Annotated in this window: 24 protein-coding genes; 13 read left to right on the forward strand and 11 right to left on the reverse strand. The window is 37.8% G+C overall.

What is annotated here, in order from left to right:
- Window positions 1-21 precede the first annotated feature (21 nt).
- A complete protein-coding gene (locus tag BMY57_RS06990) occupies window positions 22-873 on the reverse strand; it encodes an MBL fold metallo-hydrolase (RefSeq protein ID WP_091773314.1) in 852 nt (283 codons plus the stop codon).
- Window positions 874-986: 113 nt separating this feature from the next.
- Between BMY57_RS06990 and BMY57_RS06995 the strand changes: the two genes are divergently transcribed.
- On the forward strand, window positions 987-1,358 hold the full coding sequence (locus BMY57_RS06995) for a VOC family protein (protein ID WP_091773315.1): 372 nt from the start codon (window positions 987-989) through the stop codon (window positions 1,356-1,358).
- A gap of 66 nt (window positions 1,359-1,424) precedes the next feature.
- Here BMY57_RS06995 and BMY57_RS07000 read toward each other — a convergent pair whose 3' ends face one another.
- Together BMY57_RS07000 and BMY57_RS16045 are read right to left on the reverse strand one after the other, a co-directional pair.
- Window positions 1,425-2,171, reverse strand: a complete 747-nt coding sequence (locus BMY57_RS07000; protein ID WP_091773316.1) for a metal-binding protein ZinT — start codon at window positions 2,169-2,171, stop codon at window positions 1,425-1,427.
- 154 nt (window positions 2,172-2,325) lie between these two features.
- The gene (locus tag BMY57_RS16045) at window positions 2,326-2,469 is read right to left on the reverse strand and encodes a hypothetical protein (RefSeq protein ID WP_175615624.1); all 144 of its coding nucleotides are present in this window, start codon (window positions 2,467-2,469) and stop codon (window positions 2,326-2,328) included.
- Between the two features lie 520 nt (window positions 2,470-2,989).
- On the opposite strand from BMY57_RS16045, the gene BMY57_RS07010 reads away from it, so the two are divergent.
- Window positions 2,990-3,229 carry a DUF362 domain-containing protein gene (locus BMY57_RS07010; protein ID WP_091773318.1) on the forward strand — a complete coding sequence of 80 codons (240 nt, stop codon included), beginning with the start codon at window positions 2,990-2,992 and terminating at the stop codon, window positions 3,227-3,229.
- A gap of 228 nt (window positions 3,230-3,457) precedes the next feature.
- Here BMY57_RS07010 and BMY57_RS07015 read toward each other — a convergent pair whose 3' ends face one another.
- Window positions 3,458-4,273 (reverse strand): putative RNA methyltransferase, encoded by an 816-nt coding sequence (locus tag BMY57_RS07015; RefSeq protein WP_091773319.1) that lies wholly within the window; start codon window positions 4,271-4,273, stop codon window positions 3,458-3,460.
- Between the two features lie 17 nt (window positions 4,274-4,290).
- On the reverse strand, window positions 4,291-5,481 hold the full coding sequence (locus tag BMY57_RS07020) for a CynX/NimT family MFS transporter (RefSeq protein ID WP_091773320.1): 1,191 nt from the start codon (window positions 5,479-5,481) through the stop codon (window positions 4,291-4,293).
- Window positions 5,482-5,702: 221 nt separating this feature from the next.
- Between BMY57_RS07020 and BMY57_RS07025 the strand changes: the two genes are divergently transcribed.
- Entirely contained in the window at window positions 5,703-6,143 is a 441-nt protein-coding gene (locus tag BMY57_RS07025) for a VOC family protein (RefSeq protein WP_091773321.1), read from the forward strand.
- A complete protein-coding gene (locus tag BMY57_RS07030; protein WP_091773322.1) occupies window positions 6,127-6,522 on the forward strand; it encodes a secondary thiamine-phosphate synthase enzyme YjbQ in 396 nt (131 codons plus the stop codon). Before BMY57_RS07025 ends, BMY57_RS07030 begins: the two co-directional genes overlap by 17 nt.
- Window positions 6,523-6,558: 36 nt before the next feature.
- On the opposite strand, the gene BMY57_RS07035 is transcribed toward BMY57_RS07030, so the two are convergent.
- Window positions 6,559-7,380: a hypothetical protein gene (locus BMY57_RS07035; RefSeq protein WP_091773323.1), complete on the reverse strand. Its 822-nt coding sequence runs from the start codon at window positions 7,378-7,380 to the stop codon at window positions 6,559-6,561.
- A 38-nt stretch (window positions 7,381-7,418) separates the two neighbouring features.
- On the opposite strand from BMY57_RS07035, the gene BMY57_RS07040 reads away from it, so the two are divergent.
- Window positions 7,419-7,658, forward strand: coding sequence for a DUF2164 domain-containing protein (locus BMY57_RS07040; protein ID WP_091773324.1), 240 nt, complete (start codon window positions 7,419-7,421; stop codon window positions 7,656-7,658).
- 29 nt (window positions 7,659-7,687) lie between these two features.
- Here BMY57_RS07040 and BMY57_RS07045 read toward each other — a convergent pair whose 3' ends face one another.
- The 3 genes from BMY57_RS07045 to BMY57_RS07055 all read right to left on the reverse strand — a co-directional run bounded on the left by BMY57_RS07045 (window position 7,688) and on the right by BMY57_RS07055 (window position 8,941).
- Entirely contained in the window at window positions 7,688-8,059 is a 372-nt protein-coding gene (locus tag BMY57_RS07045) for a YckD family protein (RefSeq protein ID WP_091773325.1), read from the reverse strand.
- A gap of 117 nt (window positions 8,060-8,176) precedes the next feature.
- Window positions 8,177-8,458 (reverse strand): hypothetical protein, encoded by a 282-nt coding sequence (locus BMY57_RS07050; RefSeq protein ID WP_091773326.1) that lies wholly within the window; start codon window positions 8,456-8,458, stop codon window positions 8,177-8,179.
- Between the two features lie 81 nt (window positions 8,459-8,539).
- On the reverse strand, window positions 8,540-8,941 hold the full coding sequence (locus tag BMY57_RS07055) for an HI0074 family nucleotidyltransferase substrate-binding subunit (protein WP_175615956.1): 402 nt from the start codon (window positions 8,939-8,941) through the stop codon (window positions 8,540-8,542).
- A gap of 117 nt (window positions 8,942-9,058) precedes the next feature.
- On the opposite strand from BMY57_RS07055, the gene BMY57_RS07060 reads away from it, so the two are divergent.
- From BMY57_RS07060 to BMY57_RS07080, 5 genes are all read left to right on the forward strand, one after another.
- Window positions 9,059-10,195: a winged helix-turn-helix domain-containing protein gene (locus tag BMY57_RS07060; protein ID WP_091773328.1), complete on the forward strand. Its 1,137-nt coding sequence runs from the start codon at window positions 9,059-9,061 to the stop codon at window positions 10,193-10,195.
- 61 nt (window positions 10,196-10,256) lie between these two features.
- The gene (locus BMY57_RS07065; RefSeq protein ID WP_091773329.1) at window positions 10,257-11,513 is read left to right on the forward strand and encodes an MFS transporter; all 1,257 of its coding nucleotides are present in this window, start codon (window positions 10,257-10,259) and stop codon (window positions 11,511-11,513) included.
- A 259-nt stretch (window positions 11,514-11,772) separates the two neighbouring features.
- The gene (locus tag BMY57_RS07070; RefSeq protein WP_091773330.1) at window positions 11,773-12,234 is read left to right on the forward strand and encodes a DinB family protein; all 462 of its coding nucleotides are present in this window, start codon (window positions 11,773-11,775) and stop codon (window positions 12,232-12,234) included.
- 76 nt (window positions 12,235-12,310) lie between these two features.
- Window positions 12,311-13,531 (forward strand): MFS transporter, encoded by a 1,221-nt coding sequence (locus BMY57_RS07075; protein WP_439895791.1) that lies wholly within the window; start codon window positions 12,311-12,313, stop codon window positions 13,529-13,531.
- Window positions 13,532-13,590: 59 nt separating this feature from the next.
- A complete protein-coding gene (locus BMY57_RS07080) occupies window positions 13,591-13,926 on the forward strand; it encodes a four-helix bundle copper-binding protein (protein ID WP_091773331.1) in 336 nt (111 codons plus the stop codon).
- Window positions 13,927-13,958: 32 nt separating this feature from the next.
- Here the strand turns inward: BMY57_RS07080 and BMY57_RS07085 are convergent, their stop codons facing one another.
- Together BMY57_RS07085 and BMY57_RS16050 are read right to left on the reverse strand one after the other, a co-directional pair.
- Window positions 13,959-14,132 (reverse strand): YozQ family protein, encoded by a 174-nt coding sequence (locus BMY57_RS07085; RefSeq protein WP_091773332.1) that lies wholly within the window; start codon window positions 14,130-14,132, stop codon window positions 13,959-13,961.
- Between the two features lie 51 nt (window positions 14,133-14,183).
- The gene (locus tag BMY57_RS16050) at window positions 14,184-14,321 is read right to left on the reverse strand and encodes a hypothetical protein (protein ID WP_175616026.1); all 138 of its coding nucleotides are present in this window, start codon (window positions 14,319-14,321) and stop codon (window positions 14,184-14,186) included.
- A 436-nt stretch (window positions 14,322-14,757) separates the two neighbouring features.
- Here BMY57_RS16050 and BMY57_RS07090 point away from each other — a divergent pair, with 436 nt between their 5' ends.
- From BMY57_RS07090 to BMY57_RS07100, 3 genes are all read left to right on the forward strand, one after another.
- Window positions 14,758-15,813, forward strand: coding sequence for an LLM class flavin-dependent oxidoreductase (locus tag BMY57_RS07090; protein ID WP_091773365.1), 1,056 nt, complete (start codon window positions 14,758-14,760; stop codon window positions 15,811-15,813).
- An 11-nt stretch (window positions 15,814-15,824) separates the two neighbouring features.
- The gene (locus BMY57_RS07095) at window positions 15,825-16,391 is read left to right on the forward strand and encodes an NADPH-dependent FMN reductase (RefSeq protein ID WP_091773333.1); all 567 of its coding nucleotides are present in this window, start codon (window positions 15,825-15,827) and stop codon (window positions 16,389-16,391) included.
- Window positions 16,392-16,461: 70 nt separating this feature from the next.
- Window positions 16,462-17,265, forward strand: a complete 804-nt coding sequence (locus tag BMY57_RS07100; protein ID WP_091773334.1) for a nucleotidyltransferase domain-containing protein — start codon at window positions 16,462-16,464, stop codon at window positions 17,263-17,265.
- The last annotated feature ends 35 nt before the right edge of the window (window positions 17,266-17,300 follow it).

Raw genomic sequence — 17,300 nt, forward strand, 5'->3', positions numbered from 1 at the left:
ATGCATTAAATTATTAAATTTCTAATGGACATCTGGATCGACGTACTTTCCACGATTAGGAACTGCGATCTTTTCAAAATCACGTACAAGTACTGCTAAGTTCTCGGTCAACTCTTCCCCTAACAATGGAACGCCATGTCCTGTAACGGCCACAGTTGGGTGTAATTGAGCTAGTTTTTTTACCGACTGTTTTGCAGCCTTCCAATCGGTTGTTAAATAACGCGGAGGACCACTGATTTCTTTTTGCTGCATCATTACATCAAATAAATTTTCCTGCTTAACGGTTACGAAAGCATCCCCTACAATCAATGCTCCGTCCTCATCTCTAAACAGCGACACGTGTCCTGGAGTATGACCTGGTGTGTGGACCCAACTAAACCCGTCCATATAAGGAATCGCACCGTCTTTAGGTAACTCTTGGACATGGTCCCCTATATCGATAGGTTCATTTGGAAAGAATGGAGACATTTTTGCCACCATTCCACCTTCAACCGTTGCATCAGGTTCAGGGTAACTGCTTTTTCCTGTTAAATAAGGTATTTCAAGGTGATGAGCATAAACTGGGACATTCCAATGTTCAATGAGTTCAATGATGGCTCCGACATGATCAAAATGACCATGAGTTAAGATGATGGCATTAGGTCTGCTCCCTTCACCAAATCGCTCCTCAGTCACCGATATAATCTTATTCGCAGATTGAGGCATTCCAGCATCAACCAAAACAAAACCATCACGATTACCAACTAAAACAATATTAACAATTTGAATCGTATGGCAATACACATCAGGTAGAATCTCTACGCCCTTTCCACTTTCAACAGAAGTCGCAGGGATGACCTTATAATCCTCACCGTAATTCATCTCTTGATCCACGCAATGACCTCCTTATAACTTTGTTTTAGTATTTACTAGTTTTGATGAAGTATGATAACAAGGAAAATTTAGTATCAAGTCGAATAAAAGTATATAAATAAGGAGGAATCAAAATGATTAAGAGTCCCATTAAAAATAAAGTTAATGTTGTGTTTATCCCTGTCAATGATGTAGTTAAAGCGCAAGAATGGTATTCAGAAGTATTAGGGTTAGACGAAGGAGAGTTTCATCAAGGTCATTTGTTTGTCGCAAAAACAGAAGGCACTGGCGTCATATTAGACTCAATGCCAGCATGGCGAAATGAAGAGGGACATCTCCCTAGACTCAACGCACCCGTCATCCAATTTGGAACCGATGATATACATGCTTCCTATCAATTTATGAAAGAAAAAGGGATCGAGTTAGTTACCGATGTGCAGTTTGATCAATTTTTTGTCTTTAAAGATTTAGATGGGAACCTGTTAATGGTTTGCCGCGATGATTAATAGCTAAAAACACCTTCGAAATAGTACGTTAAGTACTAAATCGGAGGTGTTTTAAATGGTGCCAAATTAATGTGCTATCATCTCATGGGCGATATCATGCCCACTCATATCAGAAGGATAGTAAGTTGGCCAATTTTCGACCTCTTCCAGTAAGTCTTCTCGATCATCACCCCAATATAAGTGATAATGATCAGCTTCAGTAGGATAGATACTGTGGTCACTAAATTGAATATACTGAGGAAGTCCCTCAGCTTCTTCATCTAGCTTAAATATGTATCTGACTCCTCTATTACCCGCTTCATATGTTAGAATCTCATATCCATCATAGATATACTCACCCGCATATTCTTCTCCATCTTCGAAAAAGGTCACTTGGTTTTCTTCAATCAAGATCCGATCCACATTTGTCTGATACCCTTTTTCATAATACTCCTTATATTCTTCTTCTGTCTTATCACCTTCGTGTTCTGCTTTGTGAGAAAACACCTCATCTAGTGTCCCATCCAGCAAATAAGGATATACAGATTGCCAGTCACCTTCCCAATCTGAAAGTGAACGATCTTCTACTTGGCTGTCTTCAAAATAGCCATCGTAAATTTGTTGAGATTCCTCATCATGTGCATGACTGTGATCATGATCGTGGTCACCTTCATGTGTGTGATCTTCTTCAGAATTTTGCTCCTCTGTATTATTAGCGTCTTCTGTTGTTTCATTTGATTCTCTCTCAGATGAGTCTGACGTCTGGCACCCTACCAATAGTAATAATGAACTTAGAATCAAAATACTTAATCTCATTGCAATAGAAACCTTCATTTCATTGCTCCTCTCCTGAAAATATGTAAATCGTAATGATTACGATTTGAATTATACATATCTCTTACAAAAACGTCAATCTAAAAAATTCTATTTTTTAAAATTAAAAGCTGTTTCAATTAGTCATCCAGTATGACTATTGAAACAGCTTTTATCAGGTGTACCATTTAAACAAACTCATTAGCCCACGAATGAGTCCACGTATTAAAAACACAATTAGTTCAGGGAAAAACAATAAAACATCAGCGATCCACGAACGATCTTTACGGTCTTTTGGTTCTCTTCTTTTCTTACTCAAACGACCACGCTCCCAACTAAAAATACTATTGATTAAATTATATATTAAATTCGACATTATTAGTATTATTTTCCATAAATATGTAATGGAAAAGAGCCTCACCATGCGGCAAGGCTCCTTGTTACAGCAGTTATTGTTAGCTCAGCCTTTGAAAGGACCTATATCTTTTTCTATAGTCCCCGACTAAATGCTAGTTGCGACCATTATGAGTCACGAAAATGAGAGGGATAATACTATAGGTATCCTGAAGGAACAGGACCAATAGTATTACGGAAACAAAAGCTCACTTGTATTCACCCATTGGCCTCACCCCTTTCCGGGTCATTAAAAGACGTTTGGTGAGGTAAACTGAAACCAACAATATTTTACTGCTTGTTTTATCATATTAAAATTAATAGATTTCAACCGTGCACCTGTCAGGTAGTTAACAAAAATGGACGTATTACTAAGGTTCAATCTTTTGACATACCCCTCTTATAGTGATTATCGTATAATTGAAGGTGAAAAAGGAGGAACTAGTATGGCGTTTGTCATTACAAGTCCTTGCCAAACAGAAAAAGCAGCCGAATGTGTTGAAGTGTGCCCCGTTGACTGTATTGAAGAAGGTAAGGATCAATTTTATATAGACCCTGATGTATGTATTAATTGCGGCGCTTGTGTATCAGTCTGCCCCGTTGCCGCTATTGTAGAAGATTTTGAACTCATGCCAGGGGAAGAAAAATACTTAGAAGAGGCTGAGAAGTTTTTCGGAAATAAATAGATTGACTAGATGAGGGCTTGAAATTTTCAAGTCCTTTTTTACTTATTAGATGAAACTATCCTCAACACGCTCCTCATTGACTTCTGCAAATACTGGTCCTGGGATCCCCTTTTGATTGACTAAACGGATGCTTCCCGCTCTCAACATATGCTTACTAGACACAAAGGAGGATGATAATATCTTCAGATAAAATTGATTGCGTATGTACAAAACCAAAATCGTTACCCTTTATCGTTCTCCGATTAATATATCTAAATCGATTGTTACTTCTGAGATGTCTAGATCGTCTTGTTTTTTTGCGTTCCACGTTAATGGTGTCATTTTTATCAGTGAAGGTAGTAAATCAGCTGTCATTGGGAATTTATAAGTGATGCGTTCTTGTTGAACCTTTTCCATGTTCTCTTGGAATCGCTGCTTTGTGTCATGATTATCATATTCATCTTGTTCATAAAAAGCTTCACGTAATTCCTTTAAATAACCGCTGTTCGGTACCACTTTTATCACGATTCCTTGATCCGTTAATAAGCGTTTAAACTCTGTATAGTTGGCTGGAGATAAAATATTCAAAACGACATCAAAACTCGAATCTTTAAAAGGGACTTGGGCTAAGTCACCAACACACCAAATGGTATCTAAATGATGTTTGGCTGCTGTCATAACCCCTTCCTTTGCAATATCAAGGCCAACACCGATTATTTCACCATCCGCTTTTTCTCTAATATGGGCTAAATGAGAGCCTTCACCACATCCTAAATCCACAACCGTAGAGTTCGCATTTATTAATTCGGTGATTTTTTCATGTAATGGCTTGTACATGCCACTTTCAATAATGCAATGACGTGCTTCAAAAAGCTCTTTATCGTATTTCGTATGAACTGGCTGTGTCATCATATTAACGTAGCCCTTTTTCGCTAGATCAAACGAATGATTTTCTGCACAAACGACATGGTTATCCCTTACCGTCATTGAGTTCTGACAGATTGGGCAACTCCATAATTGTTCGTGCTGTTTCATGTATTTTTTAAAGAGATCGATTTTTTTCATTCTAAAACACTCCGTTTTTAATCTTCTGCAGTGACATATTGATCTCGCCCAGCACCAAGTCCAGCTGCAAACATGGCGATTGCAACTATTATAAATAAGACAAGTGAAGGCGTCCAAGAACTGAACAGATCAAATATAATCCCTACTGTGAAAGGTCCAATAGCTGCAAGTAAGTAACCAATTGACTGTGCCATACCTGATAAATTCGCTGCTTGCTTCGCATCCCGTGCGCGAAGACTTAGTAGTGCTAAGGATAAGGCAATACTTGCTCCCTGTGACGCACCGGCTAATAAAATACTTATGGATAGAATGACCATATTGCTTCCGAATAAAAGTAACGTCAAACCGATGATATAGGATGTGCTAAGGACAATAATAATTCCCCTTTGGTTCGGGTAACGATCGGCTAAATATGGAGCTAAAAATGCGGTCGGGAGGCCTGCAATTTGCATGATGGAAACCATCCAACCAGCAGTAGAGATATCAATTCCTCGGCTCACTAAGATCTCAGGCAGCCATGCGATTAAACAGTAAAATAAAAATGACTGTAGCCCCATAAAAAAGGTCACTTGCCAAGCGATTTTTGATTTCAATAAAGAACTTTTAGCCGGGTTAGGCTTCACTATATCTTCTGTCTGTTCTTTTTTTCGAAGCTGTGGGATCCAAGCCAATAAAGCGATAACGGTAAAGATTCCCCAAAACAACAAACCGTTTTTCCAACCTAGTTCAAGGCCATGGGCTAACGGAACACTAATACCTGAGCCTAAACTCGCCATAAAGTTCATCGATAATGTATAAGCCCCGGTAATCATCCCGACTTTGAGGAAACGATTTTTCACAATACCCGGAAGAAGCACATTGCAGATCGCAATCCCTGCCCCAACCAGTAATGTTCCAAAAAACAATAAATAAACCAAATCTGTTGGTCTAATGGCAATTCCAATCCCTAATAATAGTAAACCACCAAAGACCGTCCACTCATTACCGGAACGTTGTGCGATTTTGGGCGCTAATGGCGACAATAAGGCAAAAGCTAATAATGGAACAGTTGTCAGTAGGCCAGCAGCTCCATTCGACATTCCTGTATCTAAGCGAATATCACTAATCACAGGACCCACGGCCGTAATCGACGGACGTAAATTAAATGCCACCAACACAATTCCTGCAATTAATATTGCATTTTTCATTTTCTCATTATGTAATCCCATAGGCTTCCCCTCATTCTCATCTATCTGTCCTAATTTTATCATAATGTCTTTAATTTTGATTTTATTGGAACTGCTTGTCATTTATTAATGAATTTTTATCAAAAATGGCATGTTCAACCTCTTTAAAACACGTTTTTTCCATCAAAGAGAACAAACAAATCCTATCAAAAAGTTGAGTTCTAATTAAAAATGCTGTTACATTATAATTAGGAGTTGAGATTATGGAAAAAACCTTAGACCATATCGGTGTCGCGGTCCGACAATTAGACCACAGCATCCAGTTCTATGAAAATGTGCTTGGGGCAAAGCTGGTTGATCGATATAGAAGTGAAAAGCCGGGGGTCGAAAGTGAAATTGCTGTGATGGAGGTCAATGGAACGGTAACAGAACTCTTGGCACCCACGAATAACACCACTTCACCCATTGCACGCTTCATTAAGCAAAAAGGAAAAGGCGTCCATCATATTGCTTATCGCGTAGCGGATTTAGATGAAGCGATTCATGAGCTAAAGGAAAAAGGTATTCGAGTAATGACGGAAACACGAAGAATTAACAAACACGGCCGACGTCTTATTTATTTAAACCCCGCCGATACAGATGGAACGATTATTGAGTACTGCGATTATCCTGACGAGGTGATTCTTAATGCTGAAAAAAATTAATCTACGTACTGACAAACATGATCAAATGATTGATGTCACACGTGAGGTACAGCACTTCATTGATAAACAAGGTGTTCAAGATGGTGCCGTAGTCGTCTATTGTGCACATACGACAGCGGGCATTACGATTAATGAAAACGCTGACCCAGACGTCAAAACCGATATGCTAAGACGATTCAATGAGGTTTATCCGTGGGACCACAAGCTTGACCGGCATATGGAGGGGAATACAGCAGCTCATATGAAGGCCAGCACAGTAGGAGCGTCCCAACATGTCATCATCGAAAAAGGTCGTTTAATTCTCGGAACATGGCAAGGGATTTACTTCTGCGAATTCGATGGACCACGCAACAGACATTTTTATGTAAAAATATTATAAAAACGCTTGGGGTCAACCCCAAGCGTTTCATTTCTCTTATATCTCGTCACCCGTTAAATCTCTAGCTAAATCTAAAGCTTCGTCTTGGTCTCTAGCAGGTGCAGCCACAATCGAGCCATTTTCATCATGGATGACAACCTGTTCAAAGTCATTATGCACAAAAATATTTCCCGCTAAGTGCGTATCTTCATCAGAAAAATATAACAGCATTCCTTCTTCATTATCCCGATAATCAATATTAACTTTCATATCATCTTGAGGGATCGTCGTTTCTGAACCTTGGATGGTCAACTCTCCTTCGAAAAAACCTCCACCTTTTATCGTACGTTCTAACTCACCCTCTATTTCTATCATGACCATCTCTTCGGTGTCAGGATCTTCTAGTTGAAAGTGGATACCTTCTAATGACTTGTCAATCTGTGTAGGTGTTGTGTACCAAATGGTATACACTAGAAAACCGAACAAACCAATGGAACCCACAATTAATAAGCTCCTGACTATCTTTTGGTCCTCTTGCCACTCGATTTCCTTCCCTTTCTCACTCATACGACTTTCAATCGACAAATTGAAAAAATAATTGAGAATAACAGCTGATATAGTTAAGACAAGAAATTGTTTCCACAACATATTAAAGGCATAAAGATCAAAATTACTTAATATGAGAAAGACGACGTTGGTCATTACGAGTAACGCTAACACCAACCAGTCGAATCGTTTTAATCCACTTTTATATTTAATGACGTTAACAATGATGACGACGACCACAGCGATTAAAAACCACGCTGATAGATCCGCAAATGTTAAAAACAAAAAATCACCCACTTCTTTAATCTGCTCATCCCAATGATAGCATAACATGGTATACTGCTCATTAGAGAATGATGTAGGAGGATTATATGTTTAACATTAAACCAGAACAAAAACGTCAAATGCTAGAGCAAGTTAAAATTTTCTTCTATGAAGAGCGAGCAGAAGAAATTGGAGAGATTGCGGCAGAGCGCTTTTTAGAATTTATGATGGAGGAATTAGGTCCTCATTTTTACAATCTTGGATTAGAAGAGGCTAAAAACATCGTAGAAGAGAAAATAACGAACCTTGATGAGGATATACTTGCACTTGAACGCCCTACGAAATAAAAGCCAACTTTTACGTTGGCTTTTTTCCATTAGTATTCGTTTTCGTCCATGTTGTCGTCTTCTTCATCGTTTTCATCGTCTACATCTTTGTCTCCATGGCTCCTTTTATGCTTTTTGTCCCACTTTGGTATAAACCCGTTTTCTTCAAGCTTTTCATAATGCTTGTCTAGATGACCGATGATTTTTTCCCCTTTTTCTTGAGAAAAAACACCGTACTCAACGTACTTTTGAATAATTTCCTTTTCCTTCTCTAGAACTTCTTTTTGCATAGCGGCCATTTCACTTTTCTGTTCCTCAGTTAACTCCACATCTTCATTTACAGCTGGCTCAGCTGATACCGATCCAAACACACCCATACTTAAGACAGCTACTGTTAAAATACTTAACCATAATTTTTTCATTAGTCATTCTCCTTTCACTAAAATTCATTTGTTAACTTGTGCCAAAATGTCCATTTTATCCATTACAATTTAATGACAAAAAAGGAGCAGGGGGTCGTCTCCCTGCTCCTACATTTATTAATGAATTTGTGGTTGTTGGTTTTGCTGTTGCTTTTGTTGTTGACCTTGCTGTGCTTGTTGGGCTAACGCTCCTATTGGGTTCTGCTGCTGACCTTGCTTCTGTTGTGCCTGCTGACCAGCCGTGCCTTGTTGGTTTTGTTGACCCATCATATTCGTGATCATTGGTAAAAAGCTCTGAAGCTGTCCACCACGACCAGTCATCATACTATATGCTGCAACACCGATCCCAATCGATGCAATCATCGGAAGCCATTCAACATTTCTCATTCCCATACGCATTTACTCACACCCCTTTTCATATCTGTAATCTTTCTTAGTTTGGTTCTTATAGGGGCGAGTATGTTTAACAATTGCTGGCACTTAGAGCAAATTCCTCATGTTATCGTAAAAGATTTTTAACTCAGGTAAATATGTGTGGTCAATATCGTTTACTAACTCGTTCGCTAATTCATCGTTATGAATATACAACGTCAAATTTTTACGATTTTGTGCTTTAAACCAGACTCGTTCGTTTTTAATTAAACCTAATTTAGCCATTTCTTTAATCGACTGACGAGGAGTCTCCGTTACAATTTCTTTTGCTTCTAAATAAGAATAAATCACTTTATTAGCGTGCTCCATCGCCATTTCAAAAAAATGTATGTAACCAGCTTTCTCAAGTTCATTTTCTAACATCGCATCACTATGTTCTTGAAGTTGATCTAAAACTTGTTCATAGTTCTCGAAAAATTGTTTCCAACGTATTTCTTTACTATTTTCCACAGGAATAACTCCTTTATTCGCTACTTTAATCCAAGGGTAAACTTTTTTGAGTTTTTAAGCAACGATTAATATAAGGGCTGTTATAATGGTTTTAACAACTTTTGGGAGGTCCTTGATATGTCCATTTCCTTTCATCATCATGACTTTACCATTACATATGCTGGCGAAACAAGGCAATTCCTCCGAAAGGAATTTGCCCTACTTCAATACTTATATCAACACGCTAATCAAGCTTTCACACGTGATCAATTATTAGAAGCTGTTTGGCCTTTAGAATTCCCATCAGACCGTACAGTTGATGATCATGTTTATCGTTTAAGAAAAAAATTAAAAGGATGGGAACATGTACTGACCGTTGAAACAGTAAAAGGTTATGGCTATAAGCTTGTAATCCACATAAATGAGCCTAAGTCGCTCTTATCACATGACCCCGAATTTAAACAATTAACCATGAATTTATTTAGTAAATACCACTTATATGGTCACGGGAATGCGTTGAATACTTTAACCACTCAAAACGAACTTGGTGTGGAATTTGAAGATATGAAAATATATTTATCCTATATGCGTGGTGACATTTGGGAATGTGTTCATTCAAATGAATTGGCCTTTTCAGATAAGGCATTATATTTATTTTTCATCTATACCTTTATCACCACTAAAAAGGATAAAGTGATCGATTATTTGGAAAAAGCTTTAGATCAAAAAGTTTTTTCTGAGCTTACTGTTGAAGAAGCCACGATCTTATTACCAACCATGATATACATCCTAACCGATCATCTAGACAGAGCCCATAGACAATTAACATTTGCTGAAAATCAAATAACAGATGAGAATCATGGGTTTTACCCGTTTCATCAACTAATTCGCATGATGTATAGCTTATCGACAGGTAATGATGAGTGTTTTATTGAGAAAAAGAAGCACATGGATGAATTTTTTAAACATAAACCACTTCAACGTGAATTGGGGATTTTTTACTTAATAAAAGGATTATTTTTAATCAAAAAACAACAATATGAAATGGGTCAAGAAGACATTTATAAAGGGTTACAAATCACCCAACAAACGCAATTCAAATCACATATTATGCTTTTTCATCGTGTATGTTTATTTTATTTAGAACATTATATTGAGGATTCTAAGTTAGAAACTGAATTCCGTAAAAATTGGAATCAAATGGCCATGGAATACGATTTTAGAAAACTGGAACAAGAAATCGAAAAACAAATTAAACAAAACTTATACATCTGATATTCCTCTGACATCTCTTTTTTAAAATGACAATAAATAAAGTTTAAAAGAGGGATGTCTTATGTCAGAGCTTTCGATTTGGAAAAATGATATTTTTTTACGTTTGTTTAGTTCATACTTCATTTCAGTTTTAGGCCGCTGGTTCGATATGGTGGCCATTATGATTTTATTTAGCTATGTATGGAAGGCTGACCCGCTTATCATTGCGCTTATTCCTGTTGCATATGCGTTTCCGCATGCTTTTCTTAGCCAATTTGCAGGCATATTAGCCGACCGTTTTAACAAAGTTAAATTGATGCTAATTGCGGATATTTCTACTGCTATTTTGACGTTTATCTTGGTTTTAGCTCCAGGTCCATGGACAGCGATAAGTATTGTATTAGTTAGAGCCACTTTAACAGTCATTCATTATCCAGCTGAGCAATCTCTCATAAAACATGTTGTACCTAAAGAGCTGATTGTAAAAGCAATTACGTTAAATGGTGCTGCTGATCAATTCACTAAAATTATTGGACCATTTGTAGGGGCTGCCATAGCTGCGGCTTTATCAGCTAAGCTTTGTATATTATTCAATGGCATTGCTTATATCGTCTCAGCCATTATATTAATGACCATTTTAAATAAAAGTCCCGAAACCTCAAAAGGTGAAGAAAGTACATCGCAGGAGCCTTTTTGGAAATTATGGCGAGGAGGCTGGTCTTATGTACTTAACAGTCGGATATTAGTGGTGAGCTTTTTGTTTTCACTATTGGGTTTTATGGCGATTCAAATGGTCGACATTCAGTTCTCTGTGTTATTAAGAGAAATTGCTCCTAATCAACCTAGCTTGGTAGGGGCAGTCATTAGTGCGGCAGGTGCTGGAGCATTAACTATGATATTTATTCTAAACAGGTTTAAAGAGTTTAAATCATATGGATTAATATTGGGAAGCAGTCTCTTTTTTATTGGAGTCGGTTTTGGAGGAGCAGGTTTTTGGTTAAATGGACTACCGAATATGTTAATCACACTTTTAGGATTCACTGCAGGGATCGGAGCTGGGTTGTTCACCGTAGGACAAAATTATATATTACAACGTGAAACTGATCACACCACTATTGGTCGGGTATCTGGGATCTTTAGTTCGCTCACCAGTTTAATGGTTCTGATGGCCCCTATTATCGGAGGAAGCTTAGTAACGATATTTGGCGTTAAGTTAGTTTTTCAAATGATTGGAATCACCCTAACAATTATAGGTGTTTTAGGGATATTATTTAAAAATTTTTTATGGCGAAAGCCTTGTCAAGAACCCTCTCCAACCCATTTAAAAGAGACCATTTAATTTGAATCACAAACCTCCTTGGATTAGGAGGTGTTATTTTTGTTTTGAAATTTTCTGTCTTTTTTGTAAAAGCCATCCTTTCTTTAATGAACAATCAAAGAAAAGACTCGATCATTCTTTTTGTGATGGCTTTTATTTACATAATTGCAACAACTTATATTTTTTTACTGAACATTTAAGAACAAAAAATTAAGTTTAGTTTATAAAGGATATCGAACCTCCTTGTCGAAACATTTAAGTGGAATAGGAGGTTATTTTTATGAAAAAACGACATGAAGTTTTATTTAATCAACTTGAAACATATCGTGAGGGGCTATTATTTGATGTCAACGATATAAGTGCAGTTGAGGCAGAAATCGTACCAGAAGGGTTTAACAACAATATTCGCTGGAACTTAGGCCATGTTTATCTAGACCAATATATGTGGATTAAGGTGTTAACTAAAGATGACTTGTATCCTGAATCGTTTAACCAGTGGTTTGGTTTTGGTACGAACCCTTCTGACTTTGATGAGAACACACCTTCATTTGAAGAACTAAAGCAATTATTAAAAGAACAGACAAACAAAATTAAAGACATGTATGGTGATCGTCTAGAAGAAGAGTTCCCTCCAACCGAAATGGGAATGTTTGCAATCGAACAAGTATTAAGTCGGACTATTTTTCATGAAGGCATGCACACTCAAGCCATTAACGACTTAAAAAAGTTTATTCGTAAATAACCTTGGTAGGACAAATAAAAATGAAATTTTTAGAGGTCCAGATCTTTGTTTTAAAAAAGCTTGGGATGTGTCCATATTGAATTCTTTATTGAAAAATCGTTCCTTTATCTCGGTCTGGCTAGGTAATGGCGTACCAGAACTGGGCGGAGCATTTGGAACGTTTTGCATGTCTATTTTAGTCTATCGACTAACTGGATCCCCATTTGCTCTTGGAAGCATGTGGATCCTATATTATGCAACATCCTTAATTCTTCAACTGATCATTGGGCCGTATATCGATCGTTGGAGCCGAAAATGGATTATGGTATTGACTCAATGGACGAGAGGGATCATTTTTCTATTGCCCTTATTAGCTTTAGCAATGGGTCAACTTGAAGTTTGGCAGCTGTATGGTGTTCAAATTTTAATAGGGATAATTACACCTCTTTACGTACCAGCTAACCAGGCTATAACGCCGACGATAGTCAATAAAGAACAGTTGGCGACTGCGAATGGGTATCTTGAAAGTACCGTACGTGTTATGACGGTTGTAGCTCCCATTGGCGCTGGTGTTGTCGTCCAATACTTAAGTGTTGAGCTGACGTTAGCAATGGTTAGCACATTACTTTTATTGAGCGGCTTTTTAATCTTACAAGTTCAGGAAAAACGAGGTCCAAGAGACATTCGTAAACCTTGGATTCAAGAATTTGTGGAAGGAACATCATTCTTTTTTACTCAAAAAATGATTGTTTGGCTTGGAATTTTTGTAGGTTTTGTTCAACTTGGAGTCGGTGTCACGATTGTCATTAGGATCCCTTATATTATTGATGTACTCTCTGGAACTGAATTCCACTATGGTCTATTCCTTGCAGGGTTTCCAATTGGTTATGTCATTGGAACATTACTAATCGGATATATTAAAATCAACAGTCGTCGCCTTCTCATGCTTGGCGCTTTATTTATAGGTGGTATGACGTTTATCGCTCTCGGTTTAAACCATAGTATTTACTTGGCCATTTTTACTGAAAGTATTGGCGGAGTTATGATGGCAATTTTTAGTATTCACAATATTACGCTTGTTCAACAGGTTGTCCCAAACCGATTAATGGGAAAAGTCGTCTCCGTCAGAATGTTAATTGTGCGTGGCGCTATGCTACTCGGTTTGATGATGGGAAGTGTATTTAGTGAACTGTACGGCATCCGACCTATGTATTTCATGATCGGTGGCATTATTTGTTTAACTTCTTTATTGGGTATTCTGCTTCCATACTTTAAATTTATAGACGAAAAACCTCATGACGAAAAACTCGCCTCGTGATGTTTAGATTAATTTGGGGGTGGCAATATATCTATATAACCTATTAAGGAGGTATGGATGTGAGCCACGAAAAATACGCCCAAGTCATACAAGCTTTACACGAATGTATGGAAGCATGTAATCATTGTTACTCAGCATGCCTTCAAGAATCGGACTTAGAGCAAATGATTGAATGTGTAAGATTAGACCGTGAATGCGCAGACATTTGTTCAAATTTTGAACAAGCTCTAACCCTTGATACTCAGTTCGTAAATGAATACGCCCAACTTTGCGCTTCTGTTTGCCGTGCTTGTGGTGATGAATGTGCCAAACACGACCATGATCACTGCCAACAATGCGCTGAAGCTTGCCGTAAATGCGCTAATGAATGTGAAAAATTGATTGAATACGCATAGAAAGAGCTCCAGTTCTGCACTGGAGCTCTTTCTTAATCTTCCTTCCCTTTAGCACGATCAATCGTACCCTCGTGATAACCATCTGAAACCTGCTCATGTGTTTCAGCAAGACCTTCCTCTAATTGAGTGTGTCCCTCATAATCCGAAGGCTCATAATTCTTCTCGGCTACTTTGTTTTCTTCTTGTTGCTTTTTCTTCTTACTCATACTCAACCTCCATTCATATTCTTATTATGAACAGATATTGAGTTCATACACCTAGGCTGAGTTATTAACATTATATTCGATATGCGTTTCCCAATAATAAACCTGCGGTAATCTATAATAAATCCAGTACTCCTTCAACATCGAAGCACCAACAAAAGAGACCATTTGCCAGTCAATATGTCTAAGCATTCCCATCCTCTCCTTTATAAAGAAATATGTTAGAGAGAGGTTGTCTTATTCAGTATAATCAGCATTTTGTTTAGTATGAATGGAATTTTATTTAGTATGAAGCTTAAAAAGTTTAGTATGAACTTAAAAAAGTTTAGTATAAGAATTATAAACTTGAGTATAAATCCGAACATAACTGATTCTCGTTTCCAAGTCGTTGAAATTAACTTGAATAACAGATTGAGTTATCATAAATTATGGTACCAATTCTAAATTAGAGAATAAATGTAAATCAAAAGATAATAAACATTAGAAATTAGATAATAAAATTTTAATTTTGGATAATAAATTTCATGAATTAGATTATAAAGCTCTAATTTTAAATAATAAAATCCAAAAAACAGATAATAAATTCTCCAATTTAGATAATAAAACAAAGAAGGTTGGGATTCTTCATATGGAACAATATCGTATAGATCCGAACAATGGCCTTGAATTTGGCTTATATACTTTAGGGGATCACCTACCAGATCCTAATTCAGGTGAACGAATTTCTGCGGAGCAGCGAATTCATGAGATTATTGAATTAGCAAAACTTGCTGAACAAGCGGGGATTGATTTTTTCAGTGTCGGTGAAAGCCATCAGGATTTCTTTACGACACAGGCTCATACGGTCGTGTTAGCAGCGATTGCACAAGCGACGGAAAAGATTAAAATCTCAAGCTCATCTACGATTATTAGCACGCTGGATCCTGTCCGGGCGTATGAAGATTTTGCAACGCTTGATCTGATTTCAAAAGGCCGTGCTGAAATTGTGGCTGGTCGTGCATCACGTGTTGGAAACTTTGACCTATTAGGCTACAGCTTAAAAGATTACGAAGATCTGTTTGAAGAAAAATTTGATTTACTCCTTCAAATTAATGAAAACGAAATCGTTAATTGGGAAGGCAAATATCGAGCACCGCTTCGTAATGCCAAAGTTCTACCACGTCCGAAAAATGGCTCTATGCCGATATGGCGTGCAGTTGGGGGAACACCCGCAAGTGCACGTAAAGCAGGCTATGCTGGTGTTCCGATGTACTTAGCTCATCTAGGTGGTCCTGCTACCATTTTCAAACGTTCTATTGACGCTTACCGTGATGCCTTAGAAAGCAGAGGGTTTGATCCAGCTGATTTTCCCGTTTCAACTGCAGGCTTTTTCTATACTGCGGAAACGACCCAACAAGCCCAGCGTGAGACTTATCCTCATATCAATGAAGGAATGAAGCGCACTAACGGCCAAGGCTTTCCAAAGCAACACTTCGCCCAAGGAGCTGACCCGCGCGATGTGATGAACATCGGTAGCCCGCAAGAGGTCATTGAAAAAATCTTATATCAACATGAACTTTTTGGTCACCAACGTTATATCGCTCAGATGGATTTTGGTGGAGTGACCTTTGATCGGTTAAAACGAAACATCGATACCATTGGTTCAGAAGTGCTGCCAGCAATTCGAAAGTATACGAAGAAGTAGGAGGATGACAGATGAAAATTGTAGCATTATCAGGCTCACGTGTTGGTTCAAAAACACGAACCGCCATAGACTATACCGTTCAGGTTCTACAAGACAAGTACCCAGACCACGACGTCACTTTATTGGATTTAGCCGATTATGACATTCAATTTAGTGATGGTCGTAATTACCTTGAATATGAAGGCGATACCGGCTATGTGACCAAAACGCTTATGGAAGCAGATGCGATTATCATTGGAACGCCTATTTTTCAAGCATCTATTCCGGCAACGTTAAAAAACATTTTTGACTTACTTCCGGTAAATGCTTTTCGTGATAAAGTAGTGAGTATGTTAGCAACAGCTGGTTCTCCCAAACATTATTTAATATTAGAAAACCAGTTAAAACCGATCCTAAGCTATATGAAAGCGCAAATCGTTCAGTCTTATGTCTTTATTGAAGAAGAGGATTTTCAACGAAAAGAAATAATTAACCATGATGTTCTTTTCCGTTTAGAACGATTAGTAGAAGATACCGTTGTCCTAACTGAAACATACCAACGCATTCGTGATGAAGAGGATGCGAAGTATGATTTTTAATCACCGCCATTTGTCCACATTCTTGATGTTATAATGGATAAAACGAATAAGAGAAAAGGCGGAAATTGAAATGAGGCATTTAAGAGCGGGTTATGGTCTAGATCGTAATGGGTTTATTGTAAGCGATGTTAGGATCGACAAAATTGATCCTATCTATGAGCCATGTATTCAAGAATCTGTCGAGAGTCTTAGAAATTGGTTTCATCAACAATTGCATAGTGTTTATCTGTACGGTAGCGTAGCCAGAGGTGATGCCGTTGCCGTTAAGTCAGATTTAGATCTTATCGCTCTGTTTGCTGGCGAGCTTAGTTCCAACAAGTTGACTGAATTAAAAACGCTTTCGGATGAACTGTCTAAGAAGTATCGTTCCCTAGTTCGGGATGTTGGGATTGCTGTTGCATATTACGACTATACAGTTGACCCGGAAAATTATTACGAAAATGCATTTCTTAAGGAATTGTGTGTTTGTGTTTATGGAGAGGATTTAGGGGAACGGTTTGGTCCTTATAAACTAACATCAGAGATTGCTGATCGCTTCAATGGTGATATTTGTGAGTCCCTTACTAGGGCGCTAAACAGGTTAGAATCAGCTTCCAATCAAGACTTCAAGACATATACACAAAACTTCGCACGCAAACTCATTCGAACTTACTATTCCATGGTGATGGTACGTTCTCAAGTTTGGACGACACGACTTCACGAACAAGCGGAAGTCTTTATCCGCCACTTCCCAGAAAAAGAAGCTATCATTCGCATCCTATTTAATTGGATAGATGAACCGCCGACTGACTATGAATCTGTATATGAGTTATTCAAGAGAGAAGGAGAATGGGCTTGTAAGAACTTCGCTCATGAGGCCAATATTTCTCCTTGAACTAACAAGAGCTTTCGTCAAACAACACAGCAAAA

The sequence above is a fragment of the Piscibacillus halophilus genome, from assembly GCF_900110685.1.
Lineage (GTDB): Bacteria > Bacillota > Bacilli > Bacillales > Alkalibacillaceae > Piscibacillus > Piscibacillus halophilus.